Consider the following 23,674-nt stretch of genomic DNA (forward strand, 5'->3'; position numbering starts at 1 on the left):
GGCCAAGATCGGATGTTTCTGTAAACGCCGGTTTCATTTGATCACAGAGGTTTCTGTGTGACATTCCTGCCTTGGCACGTCTTGCCGCGAGCGTCCGGCAAGAGCCCAAACCCCTGGCTGTCAGCGGGGCGTTGAATGGCTGCTTCTGCGCAGTTCGCGGATCTGGCATTTTTGAATCTAAAGTGGGGCTAAGCTTCCAGAAGCGCATCGATCACTGCGCATTCAGGGGCGGCATCACCGGTGCAACGGGCGACCGTCTCTGACAGAACACGTTCAATCCGCGTAAGATCGGCGATCTTTTCCTGGACATCTTCAAGATGTGCTTCGGCAACGGTTTGAACCTGGGCGCAGGTCTGCGTCCGGTTATCGACCAAACCGAGCAAATCCCGGATTTCCTCCAGCGAGAAGCCGAGGTCGCGCGACCGCATGACGAATTTCAGCCGCCTGACGTGGGTGTCATCATAGCTTCGATACCCTTTCGCGGTGCGCGGCGGGTCCGGCATGATCCCAACCGTCTCGTAGTACCGGATTGTTTCCAAGTTGCAGCCGGTCACACGCGCAAGTTCGCCCCGACTGATAGGCTTCACGCTTCTGTTATCCATTTCTCTCAAAAAAAAACCTCTTGAGCCTGTATCAACTACAGACCGTAGAACGTGAGAAATATCCGAGCAAGGACGAATCTATGGAACAGAGTTTTACGGCGCAGACATCCGAACAAGTGCGCGAAGTTGGCGATGACACCGCAAAAGCCTGGGGCGCGACCGGGTTCGGCGTTCTGGGTGCTCTGGCGATGACGTCCTGCTGCATCCTGCCGCTCGTGCTGGTGAGTTTCGGCGTGACGGGCGTGTTCATCGCACAGCTTGGCGCGCTCTACGCATACAAATGGTACACCTTTGCGCTGAGTGCCGCGTTTCTCGGATACGGGTTTTACAAGGCCTATAAGCCCGTGGCTGCCGAGGCCTGTGCGGATGGCACCTGTTCCCGCCCGATCAACCGCAGGGTCATGCGCGCGACCCTCTGGATTGCCACCGCCATCGTCGCCGTGGCGATGGCCTTTCCCTACATCACCCCTTTCATCCTGAAATTCTGAGCAAGGATCAAACCCATGAAACACATACTGCTATCATCGGTACTGGCTGTAACCGCATTTGCCTCAGCCGCCTTTGCAGAAGAGCGCACCGTCGAGATCGCCGTCAGCGAGCTGACTTGCCCCTCCTGCTCCTTCATAGTTGCCAGTTCAATGCGCGGTGTCCCGTCTGTCCAGATCAACGACTTCGTGGACGGTCCGGAGTTTGGACATGGTATTTACAACGTGACCTTCGATGATACCCAAGCCACCGTTGAAAGCATCTTAGAGGCGGTGAAGGCGAACGGTTATCCCGCACAGGTTCTCCCTGACACAGCGTCCTGACGCGGGAGGGCGATGCGATGCGCGATAACCTGATGGGCGGGCTGCTTGCCATTGGTGTTGCGGCACCGGTCATGATCGTCTGTTGCGGAGGTGGCGCGGCTCTGATCGCAGCGCTGTTTGGCGGGATTGGGGCCTGGCTGTCCGGTCTCGGCGGTCTTTCCATCGCGCTGGTGGTCGCGCTTGCGTTTCTGATCGTTCGCGAAGTCCGGCGCGCCAGCAAACGACCGGCAGAAACCAATCGCTCTCCAGACAGAAAGAACGCGACTTGACCCAAGCAACTAAGAACCCCGACCGCTTGCTGAAATGGGGGCTGGGCGGCGCGTTGTTCGCGGCCCTGTGCTGCTTCACACCCCTGTTGGTCGTCGTTATCGCCGGAGTTGGCCTTTCGGCCCTCACCGGCTGGCTCGACTACGGGCTGTTTCCGCTCATGTTTTTTAGCCTCGCTGTCGTCGTTCAGGCGCTCTGGCTGCGGGCAGGCAGTCAGGGGCCAAGCCCGAAACTCTGGGCGACGGCCCTCGCGGCTCTGCTGTCGGTCCTCATCATCTGGATCGAGTTCCGCTTTGCCGTCCGCATCACCATCGGTGCTTTCGCGGCTGTCGGCCTCTACGCCATTTTGCTCAATCGAATGAAATCCAAAGGAGCCTCGCAATGATGATGGGAGCCTGTACGGGCCTCGGCACGGTCTTCGGAATGCTTGGTATGCTGACACCGCTGATCGCCATCGGCGCGATCCTCTATCTGGTCTTGGCAAATCGGCAGACCCCGGAAATGCAAGAGGCGCATTAACATGAAAGACTTTGGCAATAATGATGATGGAAACGGCGGATACGACCTGATCGTCATAGGTGCTGGATCGGCGGGCTTCTCGGCCGCGATCACAGCGGCGGACGCTGGCAAGCGGGTTGCTCTCGTTGGGTATGGTACCATCGGCGGCACCTGCGTGAACGTTGGCTGCGTGCCGTCCAAGACGATGATCCGCGCAGCCGAGGCGATCCACGGCGCTTATGCGGCCAAGCGGTTTCCCGGCCTGTCCGGTCACGCCAAGGTTGAGGAATGGAAAGTGCTGATCCAGTCCAAGGACGATCTGGTGGCGACCCTGCGCCAGAAGAAATACGCCGACCTGTTGCCGGAATATGCCGGAGTTGACTACATCGACGCCGGTCCCGCGCGGCTGGTCGAAGGTGGCGTCATCGTTGGCGGTCGCACTCTGACCGCACCGAAACTGATCATCGCCACAGGCGGGCGTCCGGTTCTGCCGACCATTGACGGGATCGAGGAGATCGGCGCACTCGACAGCACCAGCCTGCTGGAGCTTGAAACCCTGCCAGACAGCCTGATCTTCATCGGCGCAGGCTACATCGGAGCCGAACTGGCCCAGATGATAAGCCGGATGGGCGTGAAGGTCACGCTGGTGGCGCGGTCACGCCTGCTGCCCGGTGCCGAACCGGAGGTATCCGAGGCACTTGCCGATGCCTTCACGGCCGAGGGGATCACTCTTCTGACGGGTTTGAGCTACGACAGTGTGCTCCGTGACGAGGCGGACGTAACCTTGCGGGTGATCCGGGACGGCGAAGCTATCGAGGTTACGGCGGATCATCTTGTTTCGACCGCTGGCAGACGCGCCAATACTGAAGGAATGGGCCTGGAAGAGATCGGCGTGGAGACCAACGCGCGCGGCGCCATCGTCATTGGCGACGATATGCAGACTACGGTGCCGGGCATCTTTGCGGCAGGCGACGTCACCGACCGGGACCAGTTCGTTTACATGGCAGCCTATGGCGCGAAGCTGGCCGTGAAAAACGCCGTTCTCGGCGAGGCGCACCACTATGACAACTCCGTCATGCCCTGGGTCGTCTTCTCCGATCCGCAGGTGGCCGGGGTCGGACTGAGCGAGCAACATGCGCGGGATGCCGGGTTCGACGTGAAGACCTCCATCGTGCCGCTCGATCAGGTGCCGCGCGCCTTGGCCGCCCGTGACACGCGCGGATTGATCAAGCTGGTGGCGGACAGGAAGACCGACAGGCTGCTGGGTGGTCAGATCATCGCGCCCGAAGGGTCTGATGCGATCCAGACGCTGGTGATGGCGCTGAAGTTCGGCATGACGACGCAGGCTTTGGGGGAGACGATCTTTCCCTATCTCACAACCGTGGAGGGGCTGAAGCTGGCGGCGCAGACCTTCGATATGGACGTGGCCAAGCTTAGCTGCTGCGCCGGATAAAAGATCGAAGCAAGGACCGGTCTATGAGCAACATGTATGACCTGATCGTCATCGGCGCGGGCATGGCCGGAGTGGCGGCTGCGAACAAGTGCGGCGCGGCGGGCTGGCACGTGGCCATTGTTGATGCGCTGCCCTATGGCGGCACCTGTGCCCTGCGCGGCTGCGATCCCAAGAAAATCCTCCGGCGTGGAGCGGAAATCGTCGATGCCGCGCGGCTGTTGGATGGCAAGGGGATAGACCCGGCCGGGCTGTCGATCAACTGGTCCGATCTGATGGCCCACAAGCGCGGCTTTACCGATCCAGTGCCGGGCAAGATGGAGAAGGGCCTGAAAGACAACGGCGTTGAGACGTTGTACGGTGCAGCGCGGTTCACCGGACCAAACACGCTCGAGACCGACGGGCATACCTACGAGTCACGCCGCTTTCTAGTTGCTGCCGGAGCGATCCCGAGACCCCTGAGCTTCGCCGGGGCCGATCTGATGATCGACAGTACGGAGTTTCTGAACCTTGAGGCTCTGCCCAAACGCATCCTGTTTGTCGGCGGCGGGTTCGTGTCTTTCGAATTTGCCCACATCGCGGCACGGGCCGGTGCCGCGCCGATCATCGTGGATCGCGGCGCGAGACCGCTAGAAGGCTTCGACCCTGATCTCGTGGAGATGCAGATCGAGCGCGGCGCAGAAGTCGGCGTGAAGTTGCAACGCGAAACCGAGATTGTCTCGATTTCGAAGTCCGGTGCTGCCTTCGCTGTCGAAGTGACGTCGGGCGGCGAGACCAGGGCCGTCGAGACCGATCTGGTTGTTCATGGCGCGGGACGCACAGCAGCGCTCACCGATCTGAATCTTGAAGCCGCCGGTGTCGACTATGGCGACAAGGGCATTGTCGTGACACCTCATCTGCAAAGCACGACCAACAGCGCGATCTTCGCCGCCGGGGATTCCGCCGATACCGAAGGTATGCCGCTGACGCCTGTTGCCGTGATCGAGGGCAAGGTCGCGGCCTCCAACATGCTCAAGGATGCCCAGACAGCGCCGGACTATGCGGGCATCCCGACGGCGGTGTTCACCGTGCCTGAACTGGCCCGGGTCGGAATGTTGGAAGAAGAGGCCACAAATGCCGGGCATGATGTCGAATTTCGTTTCACCGACACAAGCGGCTGGTATTCGAACTATCGGATCGGTGAGAAGTCCGCCGCCGCGAAGGTGCTGGTGGGTAAGTCTGATGGCAAAATCCTCGGCGCGCATCTGTTCGGCACGGAGTATGGCGAGTTGATCAACTTCTTCGGATTGGCAATCAAGCTGGGGCTGACCGCGAAACAACTCAAGTCGATGACTGCCGCCTATCCGAGCGTTGGATCGGATTTGGGATCTCTCTTGTAGGCCAATAACCGAAGTATTTGGCTTGGCGAACCGCATTCGGAGCATCGCTTTCATTGAGGCCCCCTAATCGGCGGCTTCGTTCTGATCCGGTTGCAGACCGTGCAGAAAATCCACCGCACGCTGCGCATGGGCCGCGGCCTGGAAGATGTATCGCGTGTCGCTCCGAAGACCGCAAAGCCAATGATCGATATAGGCGGCATGCTCCGGGCGCGGATCCGGCGACAATCCCAGATCGGCGGCCAGAAATGCAGCGCCCAGTTCCGCGACAAGCTCCTCTTGCGCATAGCCTTCATCGCCCCAGCGTTTTCGACCGAAACTCCGGTCCAGGCGATCGGGATGGCGGGTCCAGTGGGTGATCTCGTGACCGAGCGTCGCGTAGTAACTCTCAGGATCTTCGAAGGTCTCGAAGGGCGGCATCTGCACGTAGTCCGGCTCAACGGCGTAGTAGGCCTGGGGTCCCCCGTGACGAATGTCGGCCCCTGTCGCGGCAAAGAAGGAGTCTGTAGCCGCATCGCGCGCGACTGTGTCGAGTATCGGCTCCGGGACCGCGTAGAACGCCTCGGGAAGGCCCTCGATCTGATCGACGTTGAAGACCGTGTAGCCTTTCATGAAGGGGATCGCGACTTCGCGGTCTTGACCGGCGGCGTCGGTTTCGGTCTTGCGAAAGGTGTCTGCATAGACGACCAACTCGCCCTTCGCGCCCTTGCGCACCTGGCCGCCGAGTTCTGACGCCTGACGATAGGTCATCCAGGTCGGCGCGGCGAAGCCTTTGGCGACCGAGGCGATCCAGAGCAGGACGATGTTGAGACCGCGATAGGCGACCCCGTTGTGCCGCAAGGGTCGGGAAACCCGCCCCGCAAGATGCTCGGTGCTCCAAGGCTTGTGCCAGGGTTGGGTCCCGGCTTCGAGATCGGCGATGATCTTCGCGGTGACGCGGGTGTAGATGTCGGGTCGTTTTGCCATGATGTCCTCCTTTCGGCAGGTCCCTCGTGCGGGACGCGAAAAGGCAGGACGGACGCAGTAAGCCGACGGCGCATGGTCAACACGGGGGAGCGTCCGCGACCGGCGCGGGCAGGCCATTGCGCTGGCGGCGGCGTCTGTCAGGCCCGCGCTCCCCTGCTCGCACGGGGGACCTGACGGGAGGCGCAGCTGGCGGGCGGGTCCGAGGATTGATCAGCCCCGTGTCATCGGAACAAGGCTGCGGATTGGCGGAGAGCCAGGCGGAGAGGCGCTCCTAGAGCGCGCGCAGCCGGTCGATTGCGGCCGAGAGCGGCATGGCACGGAGCCTGCCCTGCCCCGGCACTTCGCGGGTCTCGGCATAGACCAGAAGCCGCTCCGCCACGTCGAGATCGTCAGCGGCGATATGGAACCCGCGGGTGACCTTGGGGCTGGTCGTGCGTTTGACCTCTATGGCCCAAAGCGCGCCGCTGGGCAGTTTCAGGATCAGGTCGATCTCGGCCCCGGCTGAGGAGCGGTAGAAACTGGCTTCCGTGCCACGCGGGGCCGCCGCGATCAGGTTTTCGATGCAGAAACCTTCCCAGGAGCCGCCGACCACCGGATGACCGAGCAGCGCTTCCGCGGTCTCGATCCCCAAGAGCGCGTGGGTCAGGCCCGCATCACGGATGTAGACCTTGGGCGATTTCACCAGCCGCTTGCCGGTATTCGCGTGCCAGGGCGGGAGCCGTCGCACCAGCATCAGGTCCACCAGCAGATCGAGATAGCGCGCAATGCTTTGGCCGGAGACACCGAGGCCCGCCGCCAGCTTCGCCGCATTCAAGAGCCCGCCCTGCTCATGGGCCAGCATGGTCCAGAACCGCCGCAGGGTTTCGGCCGGGATGCGCAGGCCGAAGCTCGGGATGTCCCGCTCGAGATAGGTCCGGATGAAATCCTCGCGCCAGCTCAGGCTGGCCCGGTCCGACTGGGCCAGGAAGCTCTCTGGAAAGCCGCCGCGCAGCCAGAGCCTTTGCAAGGCCCCCTGCCCCACTTCATCCAGCGTGAACGGCGTCAGTTCGTGATAGCTGACCCGGCCTGCCAGCGATTCCGCGCTTTGCTGCAACAGCGTATTGGAGGCCGACCCCAGGAGCAGGAATTGCCCGGTGCGGTGCCCGGCCCGGCGACGGCGGTCGATCTGCCCCCGAAGTGCACCGAACAGCCCCGGCATCAGCTGCACCTCGTCAATCACCACCAGCTTGCCCATCTGCGCATCGAGATAGAGATCGGGCTCCTCGAGGATCTGCCGGTCCGCGGTCCGCTCCATGTCGAGATAGATCGCCTCGCGGGTCTCCGCGATGTCCTGGGCGAGCGTGGTCTTGCCGACCTGACGCGGCCCGAGAAGGACGACCCCCGCCTGGGCATCGAGGGCGTCTTCGACCCGTTTGAGGTGATTACGAACGATCATACCTTGCATTTATTCCATCACGTGGAAGATTTGCAAGGATTTCGAGAGGTGAAGCCCCGTCTCACGCCGCCATCTCACTCAGCCGACCGAAGAAGCTACGCTCCAGATGCAGCTCCCCTGCCCCGGCCTTTTCGACCATGCCCCGCAGATATCCGCCCGGCGAGTTGACCTCGCCTGAATGGACCTTCTCGAAGACCAAGGCAAATGCAGCCGCAGCGGCGGGTTTGCCCATCTGCTCCTGTGCGGCGATCCAGGCATGTTCCGAAATGCCGATCATCGGCCGCAACTCACCGGCGACCCGCACGAAATCGCGCCAATCACGGATGTAGCCGCCCAGATTGCGCCCCCAGGAGGTGAATTCCGGGCAGGCTTGCAATATCGTTCCCAACTCGATCCCGACCTGCGGTCTGTTCGCCTCCCCTGCCCCACTGTCCGACGCTGTCCGTGCCACAGGCGCTGGCGTTGCCGGTCCGGGCGGTTCGGCTGCCGCTTCCTCATTTTCTGAGGAATTACGAATTACAGGATGAAGTTTTTTTGTAATTGGTATGTGAGGTCCGGAACTGACCTCCCTGGGGTCCATATTTCCTCTTTCTTCGGTCATCTCTGCGCTTTGACCCACAGGTTTTGCCTCCCGCAGAAACACCTTCTCGACCCGCGACAGCAGATCAGCGAAGCGACCAACCAGTCGCTGAAGCATGTCGGCCCCCGCACGCGGGCCTGGCAGACACGTCAGAAGCGCCTCAAAGGCCTGTTGCAGGCTCCGGAGCCCCGGCATGTGTTCCTGGCACTCCAGCGCCGCCTCGAGACGCGCCCGGATACTGCGCCGGGCAATTGTGATCTGACGCCGAAGACGCTGGCAGAGCGCCCGCTCCGCTGCCAGATCAGCCGCCAGTGCCTCGAACTCCGCGGCCCGGGCGCTCAAGGGGGCGAGATCGAACCCGTAGGCCTCGAGAATCACACCATCGGCATCGCGGCGGCCCCAGCGTTTGCCATTCGGGCTGTCCCGGAAGGTGATCACGCCGACCTCCGCCAGGCGCCGGGCGTGGCGTTTGAGCGTCGACAGGGAAAACCCGGTCCGCTCCATCAGATAGGCGTTCGACGCCCAGACGATGGGCCGTCGCCCCTCTTCCCAATCCTGGGGCTGGGTAAAGGCCGCAAGCGTATCGAGCAGCAGAAGATCCGCCGCTTTCAGCCCGATATGGGCCCCCACACGTTTCGCCGCGACAACACTGCGTGTCTTGGCAATGGAAATCTGTTCGCCGTCTCGGGCCAGCTGATCCGCGGTCCCGAGAGCCGGCGTCGGCTTGCGCCAACCGCTCTGTGTCATGCCTGTATCTCACCTCCGGTTTTGTGGAGGCAAAAGAGTCCCGTGCGCCAAAACGACGTTCTTTCGTTGACAGTGATTCGCGGGAGCGGTATCCAGAAGGTGTCTAATCTATTTGGATAAGCTCTCGGGCCGGATCGGCTTGGGGGCTTTTCTTTTGCCTCAGGTCATGATGTCGATGTCTCCTCCGATTGAGACAGATACTCCGCATAGAGCTGGTCGAGGTTCTCCGAGAGAAACTCTCCAAAGCCTGCGGAATCCTTGGATGTCAGCGAGATGGTATAGGCGCGGCCCGCGCGTCCGATGACGCCCTTGATCCGGCCCTCTCCGGCGGTCCAGGTGCGCTTGGCCGGGGTGGCTTTCGCCGCCCGGCGCCGGGGTGCCCTGCCCGCCTCGGTCACCTTGCTGTGCAGAATTTCGAACTTTGTGTCGCTATCGAGCTGGTCAAACCCCTCCGTGGCCAGGATACGGTCGGCCACCGTGACATTGCTTTTGACTGCCATCAGCTTCTTGAAATCTTCCCAACGGTCGCGCCCGATCTGCTTGGCGGGTCCGATCGCGGCGATGACATGGCCGGGCACCGTCCCCGCGACCGACAGCATGCGAGACAAGAGCGTCCCGTCGATGGTCAGCGCCTGCTGGATCACCTCCTTGGCCTGGCCGAGATCATGCAGGTTCCTGGCAAAAAGCGCCTTCTCGATGAAGGAAAGATCGGCCCGGGCCGTGTTCTCCTGGCCCTGCGCCAGCACATGGGCGACATCGTCCATCTCCTTGACCACGGCGCGGACCGGCCGTCCGAGCGCCCGCGCGACACGCACCCGGCGATGCCCGAAGACGACCATGTAGCGATTAGCGGCCTCCGGATGCGGCCTGAGCAGGACCGGCGTGTCCTGCCCGCTTGATGCGATCGAGGCTTTCAACTCATCGAAGGCCTCGTCATCACCGCTGAGCCGGTCATTGACGAAGGAGGCATCGATCAGGGCGGGATCGATCTCGACGATGGTTTCGCCTTCGAGGAGGCGCTTAGAGTTTTCGGCGAGACTGTCGATCGAGACCTTCATGGACTTCGAAGCACCCCGCATCGCATAGCTCGAGCGGCCCCCATCGACCGGCGGGTCGGTCGGCTGCCCGATCACGGATTTCAACAGGTCTTTTCTGGCCATGATGCCCTCCTTTCCGGCGCACGGCGCCCCCTGTCTGCACGGCTGTCAAAACGCATCTGCACGGCTGTCAAACTCATGGGCCTTCTCGCCCCCAGGCTTGATGCACGAGACCGGCGATCTCGTCGTTGACGGCATTCAGAGAGGTGATCGCGCGGTCATAGGTCGACCGCACGAACTGCGCCCGCTCGACCTCGTAAAGCGTCTGCTTGGTGATCCCGGCATCCGAGATCGCCGTCGATTTCACCATCTGCGCTTCGAGCATCTGGTTGGGAAACATTGCCTGCAGGAAGCCGACCATCTGCTTTTGCGGCCCATCGGTGGGTTCGAACCGCGTGACGAGATAGCGGAACCATTTGAGCCGCATCTCGGCCCCTGCTTCGCGGATGGTGCGCAGGATACCGCCCAGCATCAGGAGGAACTGGCTCATCGACATCACGTCGAGCATCTGGGGATGCACGGTGATCAGCACCGAACTCGAGGCTGTCAGCGCCGTTAGGGTCAGATATCCAAGCTGGGGCGGGCAATCGATCACCACTACGTCGTAGCGATCTTCGACCTCTTCCAGCGCTTTTGAGATGCGCGTGAAGAAGGCGCGGCCTTCGGACGGGTCACGGCTCGTGAGGGCCACCGGCGTGTCGTATTCGTATTCCTGAAGATCGAGGCTGGCTGGGACGATATCCAGGTTCGGGAAATTCGTGGGCCGGATCACCGCGCTGATCGGCTGGCGCTCGGCGTCATAGCGCAGGGTCTCGTAAAGCGAGGAAACAGAGTCTAATTCAGGCTGAATCCCGTGCAATGCGGTGAGCGAGGCCTGGGGATCGAGATCGACCGCCAGCACCCGATGGCCCTTGAGTGCCAGGTGCTGCGCCAGATGGGCAGCGGTCGTTGTCTTGCCGCTGCCCCCCTTGAAGTTGACGACGGAGATGACATGCAGCTCTTCGCCTTCGGTGCGGTGGGGCAGGTAACGCCGCTTGCCCGGACGGCCATGGGCATCGAGATAGGCGCGCAGCTCCAGCATTTGTGCTGCGGAATAGGATCGCCGCCCAGAGGCCGAGGTTTGTGGCTCCGGCCCTTTGCCCTCCAGATGAAGCTTCTTGATCGTCGACTGCGTGACGCCGAGGAAATAGGCCACCTCGGCGAGAGAAAACTGCCGCAGACCCTTCTGGGCATCGGGGGGGTATTGTTCCTGACGCAAGATATTGAGTCGGTCGGAAATCAGTTCTCCTTGCTGGAGAATGATTTCATCGAAGGCCAACTCGCCTGTATCTTGCCGGAATGGTGCTGTCGCCATCCTGCCGCCTCGCCTAATATCGCTTTTATCGCGATTTCTTTCGTTAAACTGTGACTACAGCGGAAGTGGGTTATCCACAACGATTTTTTCAGCGGGCGGCAAAGCACTGCCGGATCATGGCAGAGATCGGGGAGACCACAAGACACCGCAGATAGGGCAAAAGGGACCGCTATATCTGGTAGGGTGCAATACCGGTCCAGTCCTTACGTCTTTGCGCAGAAGGCGGCGGAATTACTATAATTTATTGTTTTTAATAATCTTTCCCGATTTGCACGGCTGTCAAAAAAGGCAAATCACGATCCGAGCATATGGGCCGTGGCGCCAGATGGCAGTTGCCTGCGACCACCCGTGCAGGCTTGCGCCACAATCACGGTCGTCCGCACGGAGCGCACCGGGGTCTCGCTCGGAGGACCCCGGCAAGAAACACCCCCAGCCCACCCATTGGAGAGAATCGGGCCCCGATTCCCAGGCCCAAGCCCGGGTGGGTTGGCCGGGAGTCCCGGCCAACCGCGGGCTCACGCGGCCTCTTTCGGGCCCCAGGGGATCACCGCCTGCAGGGTCGGGTCGTCCTGATGCGCCGCCTGGCCGAGATTGGCATTGAACCCGTAGTCCCGGATCGTCAGCGTGAAATAGTCCGCGCCGGTCTCCCGGTTCTGTTTGCGCCAGATGCCGCCGCATTCGACGAGACGGCCGCGGGGCGAGCGGCCGAGCACCCGGTGGGTGGGTGCCATCGGATTGTCGCTGGTCACGGGTTCCACGGAGATGTCGAGATCGAAGGTCAGGGTCGAGATCGACCCGGTGCCTTTGGCGGTGCCGATCTCGGCGGCGTCAAATTTGATGCAGTTCGGTGTCATTGCGTGTCTCCTTGTCTGGTGTTGCAATGCCGGTGACCAAAGCAGGGAGCCCTGGGGCAGCACCGCAGGCGCAGCGCAGCGGAGAAGGGCAGGGGGGCGCACTTTTTGACCCGCGCGGAATGCCCGGCACGGGCAGGGGAAAAAGACGGGCCCCAACCTTTGCGGCTCCCAGGGTGCCCTGCCACCGGCAACGCTCAGCAACACCGGTCGGAGACGGGCCGGACCCCCGGACAACAACAGGTGCCCGCCACGATCAGCGCCAATGGCTTGGACAAGATCTGCGCCTCGGCAACGCATGTCGCCGGAACGCAAGGACAGCACGCCATCCCGCCTCTCGCCCGGGAACTTGCTAGCCTGGCTCCGGCACCGGTCATCGCCATGGGCCCGATGCCGCAAACCTTGGAGGCCGCTGCACTCAGGCTTAGCGCCAAGGCGATCCCGTGAGATATCAATCAGGGTTTCGGCACAGGTCGCAGCGGGCAGGCCACCTGTCTCAGCGCCATGCCCGGCGCGCGGGGTGCGACGCTCCCGCCCCGCCTCATGGGCCACCGGGGCGATCCACTGGCTGCAACGGCACGCCCCGGAGCTGCCGCAAGTGGCCACTCCACGCCCAACGGGCCTGACGACCCCCACTGAGTGTTTCCCCGGCACCTCCCGTCGCGCAGCGACCCCCGCGCGGGCAGCGCCGGTCCGGCGGCGGGGCAGGGGGCATTCCTCTGCCCCGCCGCCGGACAATTTTGGGCCATCCCGTACCCGTGCTGGCCGGAGCACAAAAAAGACCCCGCCGGAGCGGGGCCAGGTGGTCTTCCCACGAAGGAAGGCTCAGAGACAATCCGGGACCCAGATCGCCAGCTTGTCTTTCTGCTCTGAGGTCAGCCCCATGAGTTTCTGCGTGGTCGCATCGCCGATCAGCTTTTCCAGCTTCTCGGCCTTCTCCGCCTTCTTGAGTTTGCCGAAGGCCACCACACGCGCGTCGCGGGTATCGCAGTCGAGAAAGGTGCAGAGAAGGTCGGTCAGCACCCCGGCGGAGACGCGCGAAAAGAAATTCTCCGCCGTGGGCGTCCAGTGGGCTCGAATATCGGCCTTGGCCTCGGCGGCGATGGCTGCAAAGAAACCTTCGGACCCGGCCTGATCCGGCAGGGCGCGCGCGAAAGCTTCGGTGAGGACCGCGTTGCGGGCCTTCTTGCCGCTGGCCCGAAAGGCGGCGAAGGCCTCCTCCAGATCATCGACGCGGGTGCCGGTCTGCCAACCAGTGGTCGGGTCGAGACCGTGATCAAGCCGCGGCTCGTGGTCAAACCCATCCTCGATGCTCGGGACGTTGTTGGGACGTCCGAGGCGCAGATCAAAGAGGCTTTCGAACGACCCGGAGGCTTCCGACAGGCCGAAGGCCAGAAGATCGAGCACAAGGTCCGGCTTGGCCAGAAGGGCCGATTGCACTGCCGCCAGCCGGATCGCTTGCATGTCGGTCCTCAGTTTCTGGGAGTAGGGCGATTTCGGCGCGGGGGCAGGGCGGTCGGGGGCTGTAAGAACGCCCGCCGCGAGGGCCACGTCCTTGTCCTCGGGGCGCACCAGACCGGCGGTGATCTCCACCTTACCCGATTGATTTACAAGGATAAGACAACCCGAGACGCGCTTCTGGTCGTCGGTGTATGAGCCGTCGAGAGTGGCCTGCAGATCGGCCAGTCGCGCCTCACCGTCCGCGTCGAGCACACCCGCCTCGCACATCTCGGCCAGCCGGTCGTAATCCTCGGCCTCCGCGTCGCTCAGATCGCCCTCGACCGGGTAGAGACGTGTCAGCTTGGCTTGGTCGATTTCATAGTAGTTGAGCCATGGCTCGCGCTTGGCCTCGGCCCAGAGCCAGCCCGCATCTGCCACCAGCGCGGCACGCGCCGCCTCGAGCCGTTCGTCAAAGAGGTCATCCAGCAGAGCCGGATCGGTGAAATAGACCGCCTGCGAAAACAGGTCCCGCGTAATCGCACCGCCTGCGGCCTCATAGGCCTCTTGGCCGACAAAGAGCGCGCGGCGGTCACTGCCGGTCACCGCTTCGGGGGTGAGCGCGGATTTCAGTTGCGCCTCCGAGATCGGCTGCCCCTTGATCTGCTCGAGAAGCGTGAGCGACAGCGCCGCATCCTGCGACAGGGTGAAGGCCTTGGCCGCGCCGAGGGTGATCTCGCCTGCGGCAAGCGCGTCAATGACCGGAGCGGGCAAGGCGGCAAGGGCCAACCGCTGGTAGACCCGGGCCTCGCTGGTGGCGAAGGCCAGCGCGATATCGGGCACCGTCGCGCCCTTGGCCGTCATTGCACCGAAGGCGCGGATTTCATCCGCAGGGGTCAGGGCTTCACGCGCGGCATTTTCGGCATTGGCCCAGATGGCGGCTTCCTCGGCATCCTCGGTGATGCGCACCGGGACGGTGACCGGGGCAGGGGTTTCGGCCTCGGCGGCGATCTTCTGCAATGCCCGCAGGCGGCATCCGCCCGCGACGATTTCGACGCGGCCTTTCTTTGTGCGCAGGCCTGCAAGGTTCTGGATCAGTCCGAAGCGGGCGATACTGGCCGCCAGCGTATCGATATGGACATCCGAGACGCTCTTGCGCGGATTGAGGTCCGAGAGCGTGAGGGCGTCGAGCGGCACCAGTTCGATGCTGCCCGTGTCGGTGAGGATCGGGTCTTGCTTGGTCATGGGGAAGTCTCCTTGAGTTTGTGGGTGGGATGTGGCGCCTACCGCGCCGTGGCGGCGCAGGAGGACGATGGAAGGGGAATAGCAGGGGAGAAGGCCCCCAAAAGACGCTCAGGGCGTCTCTGAGGCGCTGTCGGGTTACCACCAGCAGGAATAGACCACGGTCGATCCGGCCTGCATTTCGGCCCGCGCCCAAGCGCAGAAGTCCAGGTCGTAGGTGCGGCAGTCGGCAGCCTGTTCGTCCTGGAACTGGTGGCCGTAGAAAAAGCCGCCCTCGCATTGGGGCAGGGTGCCGTCGGTGACGGCCCGTTCCAGGCGGTCGATGTCCTCCGGCGCGAGGATCAACTCGCCGCAGTTGAGGTCGCTGGCCGAGAGGCCGGTGCGGGCGACATAGAGGGTTTCCATGAATGTCTGCAGCTTGGAATGCTTGCGCCAGACAAAGGCGGGCACTTCCCCTTCGTCTCCGCTTTCGGGTGTCTTGAGATAGGCATATTGATCGAGGCCCATGGTCTCGCTCCTTTCCTTCGTGGTTGGCGCGGCATGGGTTTCTTGTGCATTGGCCCATTGTCCGCCTTGGGCGCGGGCCATCCCTGTCTCTGACGTTCGGAAGACCCCCGCGTCTTCCGAAGGGCAGAGCAGGGAAGGGCACAGCCCGACCTGCGGCCGGGCGGCGGCGGGACACAGGGGGCCGAAGCGGTGAAATCGGGAGGGACCCGGCGGCATCAGCCGACGGGAGGCACCGGATTTCTCCGGCGGAGGCTGACGCGCCAGCGGCACCCGAGCCCCTGTTGGCGCCGTCGTTCGGATGTCAGGCGGAGGAAAAATGCAAAACCGTCGGGGGTGCCAAAGCAGAGCGGCGGCACCCCCGACGATTGACCGCGTGATCGCGGGCAGGCCCGCGATTGCCTTTGTCTTGTGCCCGAAGGATCGTTACCCGGAAGGGCGGAGACAGTATTGGCTCCGGGGCATCTTGTGCCCTAGAGCCTGCCCAGCCGTGCGGTTGGCGGGCCAGTCAAGATGACAACGCCGCATGCGCCTAACCGAGCGTCAGCACCATGTTGTCGGACAGGGCCAGAGGTGGAATGTGCAGGTTCTCCGGCGCAGGCCCTTTGCGAATACGACCCGCGGTATCGTAGTGCGACCCGTGGCAGGGACAGAACCACCCTCCAAAATCGCCCGCGCCATCGCCAAGCGGGACACATCCCAAATGCGTGCAGACACCGATCATCACCAGATAGGCGTCATGGCCCGGAATGGCCCGGTTCTCATCCTGCGCTGTGGCCTCGCCGGGAAGATTGGGATTGCGCGCATCGGTGTCCGGCAAGGTGGAGACCGCCTCTTCACGCGCCTGGGCCATCTCCGCTTGCGTCCGGTGGCGAATGAAGACGGGCTTTCCGCGCCAATTGACGGTCAGTTGGGTGCCTTCCGCGAGCCCGGAGATATCCACCGAGATCGTCGCCAGGGCGCGCACATCCGCCGATGGGTTCATTTGATTGATCAGCGGCCAGAGCGCCGCACCGGACGCGACCACGCCCGCGCCAGCAGTGGCATAATACAGGAAATCTCTGCGTTCAGTGTCGTCGGTGGCATCCATAGCACAGCGAGTGTGCAACCTTCCCGCCCCGGAACGTCAACGCGGGTTTTGTAATGTTTTGTCTGCAACCCGGGGGCTGGCGGAGGGAAACTGTGGCGGATCTTCAGCTCAATGGTGGGGCGGTTCGCCTTTTGCCATCATGAGGTGATGCTCCTGGTGATGCGCGCCGATGGTCATCAGCCCGAAGAACCCAAGACCCTGTATCTGGTCGGAATCGCCATCGACGAGGAGGGCAACACCATCCCCGAGATCCTCTGTCGTGACCTCCCAACCCGTCTCGGCAGCCAGGAACGGCGCATGGGCAGGCACCATGGAGCGAATGGCCTCGAGAACGCGCGGTGCTCCGCGGATTTCGAACCGGATACCGGCGGGCCGCACACTGCGGGTAACCTCGGCCTCCATCGTCACAAGCTCCATGTCCACCAGATGTCGCCTGAGAGCTGCGATATCGACATTTGCCCAATCGGTAGCGGGATCGGCGCGTAGGAGCGCCACGATCTCGGCCATGGCGGCAAAGGCAGATTGCCCGGTTTCCTGCGGACCCGGCATCGCATGCCCGGTCGCGGAATGGCTGTGCTGGGCCGCGACGGGTCCAGACAATGACAGGGCAAGCAGGAGAGCAACAAGGCGCATGGGGGGATCCTTTTGAACGGCACGATACCCGTTTTTCGTAGCACGCAGGCCTGCTCTGGAATATGATTTCAATCATATGCTGCCAGAGCCCTACGACCTTCTCCCGACAACTGCGCGTCAGTCGCACACAATTGCGGCTGGCGACGTGCTCTTCCAACAGGGTGCAAGGACCCGGGGCCTCTATGTGCTGATAACCGGGCGTGTGCATCTCGAACGGGTTGGTCCGAATGGCGAGCGGCTCATCATTCACCGGGCGACATCCGGGACCAGCTTTGCCGAAGCCTCGGTCTTTTCGGAGCGCTATCATTGCGATGCCATCGTGATGGATGCAGGTGAGTTGGTCCGGATCGACAAGTCCGCGGTTCTCGCCGCCTTCGCGAACCCGGATTTTGCGCGGGCCTATGGACGCCATGCGGCCCAACAGGTTCAGGCGCACCGGCAGATCATGGAAATTGTCGGCATCCGACGCGCCGAGGATCGGGTGATGGCGGGGATCGTTGCGGGTCTTCTGGATGGCACCGTCATCGACTTTGCCGCGCGCCTCCAGCTGACGCATGAGGCGACCTACCGTGCGCTGCGGGCGCTTGTCGAAGCGGGCCGGGTTACAAACCCGTCCCGTGGGACCTACCGATTGGCCTAGCTATGACTGGCAAAGACCGATGTCGCGCCATCGGGCCCGACAAGCAGCGTATCAAACGTATCGCCGGCACCGGGACCGCCCATGCCGGGGGAACTCATCGGCATACCCGGTACGCTCAGCCCGCGCGCCGCCGGTTGCTCTGAAAGAAGCCGGGCGATGTCCTCAGCCGGCACATGGCCCTCAATGAAATAATCGCCCACCACGGCGGTGTGGCAACCGGCCAGTTCCGGCGCGATCCGGAGCCTGTCTTTCAGCGCATAGAGGGCGTCCTGATCGACATCCTGGGCCTCGACCAGAAATCCGGCTTGCCGGACATGATCGACCCAGGCCGTGCAGCATCCGCAGGTCGGGGTTTTGACAACCTTGATGATGGGCCCGGCATCAGCCATGGCCGGGAGCGCGATTGTGGCGGCAGCGCCGGTCAGCAGAAAGCTACGTCGTTTCATGTGTCGTTTCCTTTTGAATTGCGTTCGAGATTAGCATCCGGAGCGGCACTGTCGAGGTGATCGCGGTGCGCAGGTGGTTCATGAAGCTCTGCCTGCGGCCCCATCGATTGCGTGACGTCCAAATCGTCCGCGTGGCGCTCGTCGAGGCAGTCCGTTTCAAGCTGCAGGGTCACCATGTGAAACCGGTGATGCTTGGTCAGGTGCGTATAGGCGGTCTCAAGGATGCGCGCGGCATCGGCAGGTTCTGCATGGCGCAGATGGGCCGAGAAGGCGTGCTTGCCGCTGGTCAGGGTCCAGGCGTGGACATGGTGGACATCGAGAACGCCGTCCTGCGCGCGCAGATCAGCGGTCACGGCCGAGAGATCAGTATCTTCCGGGGTCCCTTCCAACAGAATATGCACCGCCTCGCGGATAACTCCGATCGAGGCCCAGAGGAGCACGACCCCGAAGGCCATACCAAGGATCGGATCGATCGCCAGAAAGCCGGTGAACTCGATGACGAGCGCGGTCACGATGATCAACAGGCTGCCGACGAAGGTCTGGATGATGTGCCAGAGGGCCCCGCGGGAATTCAGATCATCCTGGCTGGATTTCCACATCAGGCCGAGCGAGATCACCTCAGTGACCAAGCCACCGAAGGCCACCCAGAGCATCGGTCCCGTGGGCAGATGGATCGGATTTCCGAGCCGCATCGCCCCCATCCAGATCACCAGAAGCGCCATGCCGAGAAGAAAGCCTCCATTCACCAGCGCGCCAATGATCTCTGCGCGATACCACCCGTAACTGCGCGCCATATCCGCCGGGCGGCGCGCGATCCGCTGCGCGATGATGGCGACGAGCACGCCCCCGACGGCGGACAACGTGTGAAACGCATCTGACAGCACCGCGATCGAGCCGGTCCAGAGCCCGACGGCCAGTTCGATCACGAAGTAGATGCCGGTCAGCCAGGCGGATATGACCAGAGCTTTTCCCGACGACGGCATATGTCCCGCATGTGAATGAGTGGCCATGTCAGATCTCCTTCTTTGGAGTGCGGCGGTCGCGCCAGACCGCAAAGAGGACGGAAAGGGCGGTAAATGCGCCAAGCGCCAGCGCCGTCCAGGTGGCGGTTTGCACGTCCCCATTCATGGCTTCGCTGCCGAGATGGGCCAGCAAGAAGCTGGCCGGTATGATCCCCGCGAGTGTCGCCAGGGCAAACCGCCAAAGGTGCAGGGCGCTCAACCCAGCCGCGTAGCTGACCATGTCGAAGGACAGGAACGGCAGCAGTCGGCTTCCGAACACCAGAAACGTCAGTGTATTCTGTGACCCCAGAAGTCCACGCCCGATCGTCTCGCCGACATGGCGTTCCACGAAAGAGCGTCCCAGCCTGCGCGCGAGCAGAAACGCGGCAAGCGCGCCGATCTCTGCGCCGAGCACGACGAGCAGTGTTCCGTAGGTGTGACCATAGGCGGCCCCGGCAGCCAGCGCGATCGGCGCCGAGGGCAGGGGACTGGCCACGATCGCCAGCGTCATCAGCGCCACGACCAGAAGCGGACCAAGAAGACCAGCCGCCTCGATCCAAAGGCGCAGGTCGTCGCGCTCCGGCAGATCGGCATCGAGCCCCGCAAGGTCCGGACGCGCCAGGACGAGAAGCAAGAGCCCCAGAAGGACAAGAACAACGACACGCACCATGGCCTACCTCGTATAAAGCAGCACAAGAAAGGCTGCCGCCATCAGGTCAAAGACGACGCAAAACGGGATGTACCAGTGTGGGACCCGGGCAAGGCGGACCGCATTGTGATGGGCAAGATCCCACAGTGCATGGAGCGCGAGACCCAGAGGCAAGGCTGCCCAATGCCAAAGGAGACCCGCTACGGCCGCCGCACCAAAGACGAGAGCAACTGCCAGCTCAGACCAGAACACGGAGCGACGGCCATCGGCGGCACCGAACCCGATATAGGCCCCGCCGATCAGGGCCAGTGTGACCGCTGCCAAGGCAAGCGAGTCTGCCTGTTCCAGGAGGAGGTGGGCGGGCATTGTGACCACAAAAAGCGCAAATCCGATCCACGCGGGCGCCGCCATGGTCCGGTGCGCTGATTGGGCGGGATGTTGTCCCGATATGTCTGGTCTTGCGCCTGTCATGCCGCGTCAGATGGGACTTCCAGCAGCTGGAGGGTCAAGACATGTCAGGTCTATTGATACATATTGCGACAAACGAGGTGCGGGTCTTTCCCGAAAGAACAATCTATTCTGGGTGTTATGGAACTCAATCTATTGAACAGTAGGCCGATCGGCCAGACGTGCCGATGTGTGGGACCCGATCGCTGATGGCGGCATCGGCGCATATTCTGGTCGTCGATGATCATGCCGAGATCCGGCACTCCGTGACGCGCTACCTGGAGAAAAACGGGCTGCGCGCGACGGGAGCCAAAAGTGCGGGCGAGATGGATGCACGGTTGGGCGAGGACAAATTCGATCTGATCGTGCTTGATATCATGATGCCAGGAGAGGACGGGCTCGCGGCCTGCGCACGGCTGCGCCGGGAGCAGCAGCAAACGCCGATTCTCATGCTAACGGCGCTCGGCGACGATGACGCTCGGATCAAGGGGCTCGACACCGGTGCAGATGACTATCTGGCCAAGCCCTTCAATCCGCGCGAGCTTCTGGCACGGATCAATGCGATCCTGCGCCGTGCGGGAGACGGATATGCGCCCCATGGCGGAACATTTGCGGGCAAGCGGGCCGTATTTGCCGGGATCACATTCGATCACGACGCCAGCCATGTCATTTGCCCCGATGGCACGGTCAATACATTGACCACGGCCGAAGCAAAGCTGCTGACGGTCTTACTTGAGCGTCCTCGGGCGGTGATCGGCCGGGATGAGCTTCTGGAATTGAGCGCCGGCCGTGTCGCCGGACCATTTGACCGGACGATCGACAATCAAGTTTCGCGCCTGCGCCGGAAAATCGAACCCGATGTGCTTCGCCCCCGGATCATATCGACCGTGCGCAATGGTGGATATTGCCTGAACTGTGATGTGGAGGTCGAGGCCTGATGCGAATGGGGTTCCGCTCACAGATCGCCCTTTTGGTGGTGGTGGTCCTGTTCGTGGCGCAGGTCGTGGGTTTGTGGCTTTTCGTCGATGAACGGTCGCTTGCCGTGCAGGCGGCCATCGGCAGCGAGGCAGCCGGACGCGCAGCAAACGTCGCCCGTCTGATCGAGGAAGCACCGCCGACGTTGCATGAGGATATCGTGGCGGCGGCAAACTCGCCCCTTGTACGCTTCGATCTCGGCGACACGCCTGCCGTAACGCACACCCACCATGATGAGAACGGAGCGATCGAAGCGCGCGTGCGTGCGCTTTTGAACGATGGCTACACCCGCGATATTCGGGTCGAAGTGCATGAGATTGAACAGGGGCTGTTGCCGCTGCCGAACCTCTCTCCGGAAATGGCGGAAATGCACGCCGAGATGATGCAGGGCACCCTGGCGGCCCTCGAGATGGAGGTCTCGATCGCCATTGCCGGAGGCCAATGGCTGAACGTCGCCACCCGGTTCGAGCGGCCGCCCATACAATGGTCCTGGGCCTCCACCCTCTCTTTCGTGTTGACGGCCGCCGTGTTGCTGCTTGCGATCTTCTGGTTTCTGCTGACGCGCCTGACGCGGCCACTGAATGATCTCGCCGCGGCAGCCGAGGAGTTCGGGCGCGGTGGCCGGCAAGGACCCCTCACGCCGGTCGGCCCAAATGAAGTGCGGAACCTGACGACGGCCTTCAATGACATGCAAACGCGCCTGGCTCGCTTCGTCACGGACAGGACGCAAATGCTGGCCGCCCTGGCCCATGACTTGAGATCGCCACTCACCGCGCTCAGGGTTCATGCCGAGATGGTGGAGGATGCGGAGACCAAGACCGGCATCACGGCCTCTCTTGACGAGATGCAGGATATGGTGGAAGCCACGCTGGCCTATGCGCGCGGTGTGGGACAGGACGAGGCCCTGCAACGGACCGAGATTGGCGCGTTCCTGACCGACATTCGGGACGCAACCCACGGTGCGTTGGACGTGCGCCCGGGACCCGAGGCAACGGTGCAGATCAAGCCGAAGGCACTGCGTCGTGCTTTGCGCAATCTCATCGACAATGCGGGGCGCTACGGGCGCAACCCGACCCTAACCTGGGGCGTCTCTGACGAGAGCATCGAGATTTTGGTCGAGGACGATGGGCCGGGGATCCCCGATGACCGGTTGCGCGATGTCTTCCAGCCCTTCCTGCGCCTTGAGGGATCGCGCTCCCGCGAAACCGGAGGCCATGGGCTAGGCCTTTCAATCGCCCGCAGCATCGTTTTGCAACACGGCGGCGCGATCACCCTGTCGAACCGTGCAGAGGGTGGACTCCGTGCGCGCATCGTCTTGCCCGTGACTGCGCATCAAGCTGCAATGACATCTCCGTCAGAGCATCCCGAAGCGCGCGCCGAAACCGGATTTTCGGCTCGGACCAAAAAAGTGTAGCGCCGCCGTCCAACCGGCGGGTTGATACATAACCTTACAAAATTCCGGGCCTTCCTGCGTTCCGTCGCTCACTGATCTTCGATAGAAAACAAAGCGTTCGACATGGAAACGAGGCAGAGCCATGCAGGCAAGAAATCGATCCTTTTGGTCGCGTCGTCATTTTGTCGGCGGCGTCGGCGCGGCGCTCCTGTTTGCGCCTTCGGTGCTGCGCGCAGAACCACGCGCACCGGTTCGGCGCAACGCTTCGAGCTTCAGAACCCACGATTGGCAAGACCACTTCGATCATCTGGGCAAAGGCATCATTATCGCGGACACCAATTCCCGTGCGCTTCAGCAATGGACAGGCGACGGTGAAATGTTTCTTTATCCGACATCGGTTCCAATGACGGATGAGCTGACGCGGCGGGGCTATACAGAGATCGTTTTCAAAGATCCTGAGCCGGATTGGACGCCCACGCCATCCATGCGCGAGCGCGATCCGTCCTTGCCGGCCTATATGCCGCCAGGTCCAGACAATCCGCTCGGGGTGCGGTCGCTGCATTTGACCTGGCAATATTATCGCATTCACGGGACACACGATACGCGCAAGATTGGTCGTCGTTCGTCGAGCGGCTGCATCGGCCTCTACAACGAACATATCATTGAGGTTTACAATCGGACACCGGTCGGAACGCAGGTCAAATTGATCTGATGGGGCGTTACACGATCTTATCCGTCGCCCTTGCGGTGGTTCTTGGCATTGGCTTCTGGTGGACAGGACCAACTGACGATGACGTGGCAACGACCACGGACGACGCGTCTCGCGCCAACGGGCCCATGGTCGATGTCGCCTTGCCGGAAGCGCTGTCGGCCAACGCGGAGGTCGGCAAACTGGCCTACGATGCGAAATGTGCAGCCTGTCACGGCGCAAATGCGGCCGGGCAGGACGGTGTGGCGCCCCCTCTTGTGCATAAAATCTACGAACCCAGCCACCATGGGGATGCCGCCTTCCTTCTGGCGGCCAAGAATGGTGTCCGTGCGCATCATTGGCGCTTTGGGAACATGCCGCCGGTCGAAGGTGTCACCGATGGCGATGTGAAAATGATCGTGGCCTACGTGCGTGAGTTGCAACGCGCGAATGGTATAAACTGACTGAAGAAACCGACGAAGGACGATCCGTGATAT

General features: G+C 62.5%; 27 protein-coding genes. 12 read left to right on the plus strand and 15 right to left on the minus strand.

Annotated features, from left to right (window positions below):
* Positions 1 to 188: 188 nt before the first annotated feature.
* On the minus strand, positions 189 to 602 hold the full coding sequence (locus Q1A07_RS21105; RefSeq protein WP_299784365.1) for a helix-turn-helix domain-containing protein: 414 nt from the start codon (positions 600 to 602) through the stop codon (positions 189 to 191).
* 80 nt (positions 603 to 682) lie between these two features.
* Here Q1A07_RS21105 and Q1A07_RS21110 point away from each other — a divergent pair, with 80 nt between their 5' ends.
* From Q1A07_RS21110 to Q1A07_RS21140, 7 genes are read left to right on the plus strand one after another with little or no spacing between them, the layout of a single operon-like run.
* Positions 683 to 1,090, plus strand: a complete 408-nt coding sequence (locus Q1A07_RS21110; protein ID WP_299784367.1) for a mercuric transporter MerT family protein — start codon at positions 683 to 685, stop codon at positions 1,088 to 1,090.
* A gap of 15 nt (positions 1,091 to 1,105) precedes the next feature.
* Complete coding sequence (locus Q1A07_RS21115) at positions 1,106 to 1,411, plus strand: periplasmic mercury ion-binding protein (protein WP_299784369.1); 306 nt, start codon at positions 1,106 to 1,108, stop codon at positions 1,409 to 1,411.
* Between the two features lie 17 nt (positions 1,412 to 1,428).
* Positions 1,429 to 1,680, plus strand: coding sequence for a hypothetical protein (locus Q1A07_RS21120; protein ID WP_299784371.1), 252 nt, complete (start codon positions 1,429 to 1,431; stop codon positions 1,678 to 1,680).
* Positions 1,677 to 2,063: a mercury resistance system transport protein MerF gene (merF, locus tag Q1A07_RS21125; protein ID WP_299784373.1), complete on the plus strand. Its 387-nt coding sequence runs from the start codon at positions 1,677 to 1,679 to the stop codon at positions 2,061 to 2,063. The genes Q1A07_RS21120 and merF overlap by 4 nt, the downstream gene beginning before the upstream one ends.
* Positions 2,060 to 2,197, plus strand: coding sequence for a hypothetical protein (locus Q1A07_RS21130; protein ID WP_299784375.1), 138 nt, complete (start codon positions 2,060 to 2,062; stop codon positions 2,195 to 2,197). Before merF ends, Q1A07_RS21130 begins: the two co-directional genes overlap by 4 nt.
* Position 2,198: 1 nt before the next feature.
* A complete protein-coding gene (gene merA / locus Q1A07_RS21135; RefSeq protein WP_299784377.1) occupies positions 2,199 to 3,629 on the plus strand; it encodes a mercury(II) reductase in 1,431 nt (476 codons plus the stop codon).
* A 23-nt stretch (positions 3,630 to 3,652) separates the two neighbouring features.
* Entirely contained in the window at positions 3,653 to 5,005 is a 1,353-nt protein-coding gene (locus Q1A07_RS21140; RefSeq protein WP_299784379.1) for an NAD(P)/FAD-dependent oxidoreductase, read from the plus strand.
* A gap of 63 nt (positions 5,006 to 5,068) precedes the next feature.
* On the opposite strand, the gene Q1A07_RS21145 is transcribed toward Q1A07_RS21140, so the two are convergent.
* The 10 genes from Q1A07_RS21145 to Q1A07_RS21190 all read right to left on the minus strand — a co-directional run bounded on the left by Q1A07_RS21145 (position 5,069) and on the right by Q1A07_RS21190 (position 16,938).
* Entirely contained in the window at positions 5,069 to 5,968 is a 900-nt protein-coding gene (locus Q1A07_RS21145) for a zincin-like metallopeptidase domain-containing protein (RefSeq protein ID WP_299784381.1), read from the minus strand.
* Between the two features lie 271 nt (positions 5,969 to 6,239).
* Positions 6,240 to 7,403, minus strand: a complete 1,164-nt coding sequence (locus Q1A07_RS21150) for an ATP-binding protein (RefSeq protein WP_299784384.1) — start codon at positions 7,401 to 7,403, stop codon at positions 6,240 to 6,242.
* Positions 7,404 to 7,464: 61 nt separating this feature from the next.
* Positions 7,465 to 8,730: a plasmid replication protein RepC gene (gene repC / locus Q1A07_RS21155; RefSeq protein WP_299784386.1), complete on the minus strand. Its 1,266-nt coding sequence runs from the start codon at positions 8,728 to 8,730 to the stop codon at positions 7,465 to 7,467.
* Between the two features lie 164 nt (positions 8,731 to 8,894).
* Positions 8,895 to 9,890, minus strand: coding sequence for a plasmid partitioning protein RepB (repB, locus tag Q1A07_RS21160; protein ID WP_299784388.1), 996 nt, complete (start codon positions 9,888 to 9,890; stop codon positions 8,895 to 8,897).
* Between the two features lie 73 nt (positions 9,891 to 9,963).
* On the minus strand, positions 9,964 to 11,181 hold the full coding sequence (gene repA, locus Q1A07_RS21165; RefSeq protein WP_249994656.1) for a plasmid partitioning protein RepA: 1,218 nt from the start codon (positions 11,179 to 11,181) through the stop codon (positions 9,964 to 9,966).
* 515 nt (positions 11,182 to 11,696) lie between these two features.
* Positions 11,697 to 12,035: a DUF736 family protein gene (locus Q1A07_RS21170; RefSeq protein ID WP_013959932.1), complete on the minus strand. Its 339-nt coding sequence runs from the start codon at positions 12,033 to 12,035 to the stop codon at positions 11,697 to 11,699.
* 822 nt (positions 12,036 to 12,857) lie between these two features.
* Positions 12,858 to 14,714, minus strand: coding sequence for a ParB/RepB/Spo0J family partition protein (locus Q1A07_RS21175; protein ID WP_299784391.1), 1,857 nt, complete (start codon positions 14,712 to 14,714; stop codon positions 12,858 to 12,860).
* Between the two features lie 135 nt (positions 14,715 to 14,849).
* Positions 14,850 to 15,299, minus strand: a complete 450-nt coding sequence (locus Q1A07_RS21180) for a hypothetical protein (RefSeq protein ID WP_299784393.1) — start codon at positions 15,297 to 15,299, stop codon at positions 14,850 to 14,852.
* 448 nt (positions 15,300 to 15,747) lie between these two features.
* Entirely contained in the window at positions 15,748 to 16,305 is a 558-nt protein-coding gene (petA, locus tag Q1A07_RS21185; protein ID WP_093454957.1) for a ubiquinol-cytochrome c reductase iron-sulfur subunit, read from the minus strand.
* Between the two features lie 108 nt (positions 16,306 to 16,413).
* Complete coding sequence (locus Q1A07_RS21190) at positions 16,414 to 16,938, minus strand: hypothetical protein (protein WP_299784399.1); 525 nt, start codon at positions 16,936 to 16,938, stop codon at positions 16,414 to 16,416.
* 76 nt (positions 16,939 to 17,014) lie between these two features.
* Between Q1A07_RS21190 and Q1A07_RS21195 the strand changes: the two genes are divergently transcribed.
* On the plus strand, positions 17,015 to 17,578 hold the full coding sequence (locus Q1A07_RS21195) for a Crp/Fnr family transcriptional regulator (RefSeq protein WP_299784401.1): 564 nt from the start codon (positions 17,015 to 17,017) through the stop codon (positions 17,576 to 17,578).
* Here the strand turns inward: Q1A07_RS21195 and Q1A07_RS21200 are convergent.
* The 4 genes from Q1A07_RS21200 to Q1A07_RS21215 are packed head-to-tail and all read right to left on the minus strand — an operon-like array spanning position 17,575 to position 20,145.
* Complete coding sequence (locus Q1A07_RS21200) at positions 17,575 to 18,024, minus strand: DUF411 domain-containing protein (RefSeq protein ID WP_093454954.1); 450 nt, start codon at positions 18,022 to 18,024, stop codon at positions 17,575 to 17,577. The genes Q1A07_RS21195 and Q1A07_RS21200 overlap by 4 nt on opposite strands.
* Positions 18,021 to 19,034: a cation diffusion facilitator family transporter gene (locus tag Q1A07_RS21205; RefSeq protein ID WP_299784404.1), complete on the minus strand. Its 1,014-nt coding sequence runs from the start codon at positions 19,032 to 19,034 to the stop codon at positions 18,021 to 18,023. The genes Q1A07_RS21200 and Q1A07_RS21205 overlap by 4 nt, the downstream gene beginning before the upstream one ends.
* A 1-nt stretch (position 19,035) precedes the next feature.
* Positions 19,036 to 19,695, minus strand: a complete 660-nt coding sequence (locus tag Q1A07_RS21210; protein WP_299784406.1) for a VTT domain-containing protein — start codon at positions 19,693 to 19,695, stop codon at positions 19,036 to 19,038.
* A gap of 3 nt (positions 19,696 to 19,698) precedes the next feature.
* Positions 19,699 to 20,145, minus strand: a complete 447-nt coding sequence (locus Q1A07_RS21215) for a DUF6010 family protein (protein WP_366944122.1) — start codon at positions 20,143 to 20,145, stop codon at positions 19,699 to 19,701.
* Positions 20,146 to 20,309: 164 nt separating this feature from the next.
* Here Q1A07_RS21215 and Q1A07_RS21220 point away from each other — a divergent pair, with 164 nt between their 5' ends.
* The 4 genes from Q1A07_RS21220 to Q1A07_RS21235 all read left to right on the plus strand — a co-directional run bounded on the left by Q1A07_RS21220 (position 20,310) and on the right by Q1A07_RS21235 (position 23,641).
* Positions 20,310 to 21,059: a response regulator gene (locus Q1A07_RS21220; protein WP_299784413.1), complete on the plus strand. Its 750-nt coding sequence runs from the start codon at positions 20,310 to 20,312 to the stop codon at positions 21,057 to 21,059.
* A complete protein-coding gene (locus Q1A07_RS21225; RefSeq protein ID WP_299784415.1) occupies positions 21,059 to 22,510 on the plus strand; it encodes an ATP-binding protein in 1,452 nt (483 codons plus the stop codon). The genes Q1A07_RS21220 and Q1A07_RS21225 overlap by 1 nt, the downstream gene beginning before the upstream one ends.
* Positions 22,511 to 22,631: 121 nt before the next feature.
* Entirely contained in the window at positions 22,632 to 23,201 is a 570-nt protein-coding gene (locus tag Q1A07_RS21230) for a L,D-transpeptidase (protein ID WP_227364384.1), read from the plus strand.
* Between the two features lie 125 nt (positions 23,202 to 23,326).
* Entirely contained in the window at positions 23,327 to 23,641 is a 315-nt protein-coding gene (locus Q1A07_RS21235; RefSeq protein WP_259650590.1) for a cytochrome c, read from the plus strand.
* Positions 23,642 to 23,674 lie beyond the last annotated feature (33 nt).

Origin of the sequence: uncultured Roseobacter sp. (assembly GCF_947492555.1) — a bacterium.
Classification (GTDB): domain Bacteria; phylum Pseudomonadota; class Alphaproteobacteria; order Rhodobacterales; family Rhodobacteraceae; genus Roseobacter.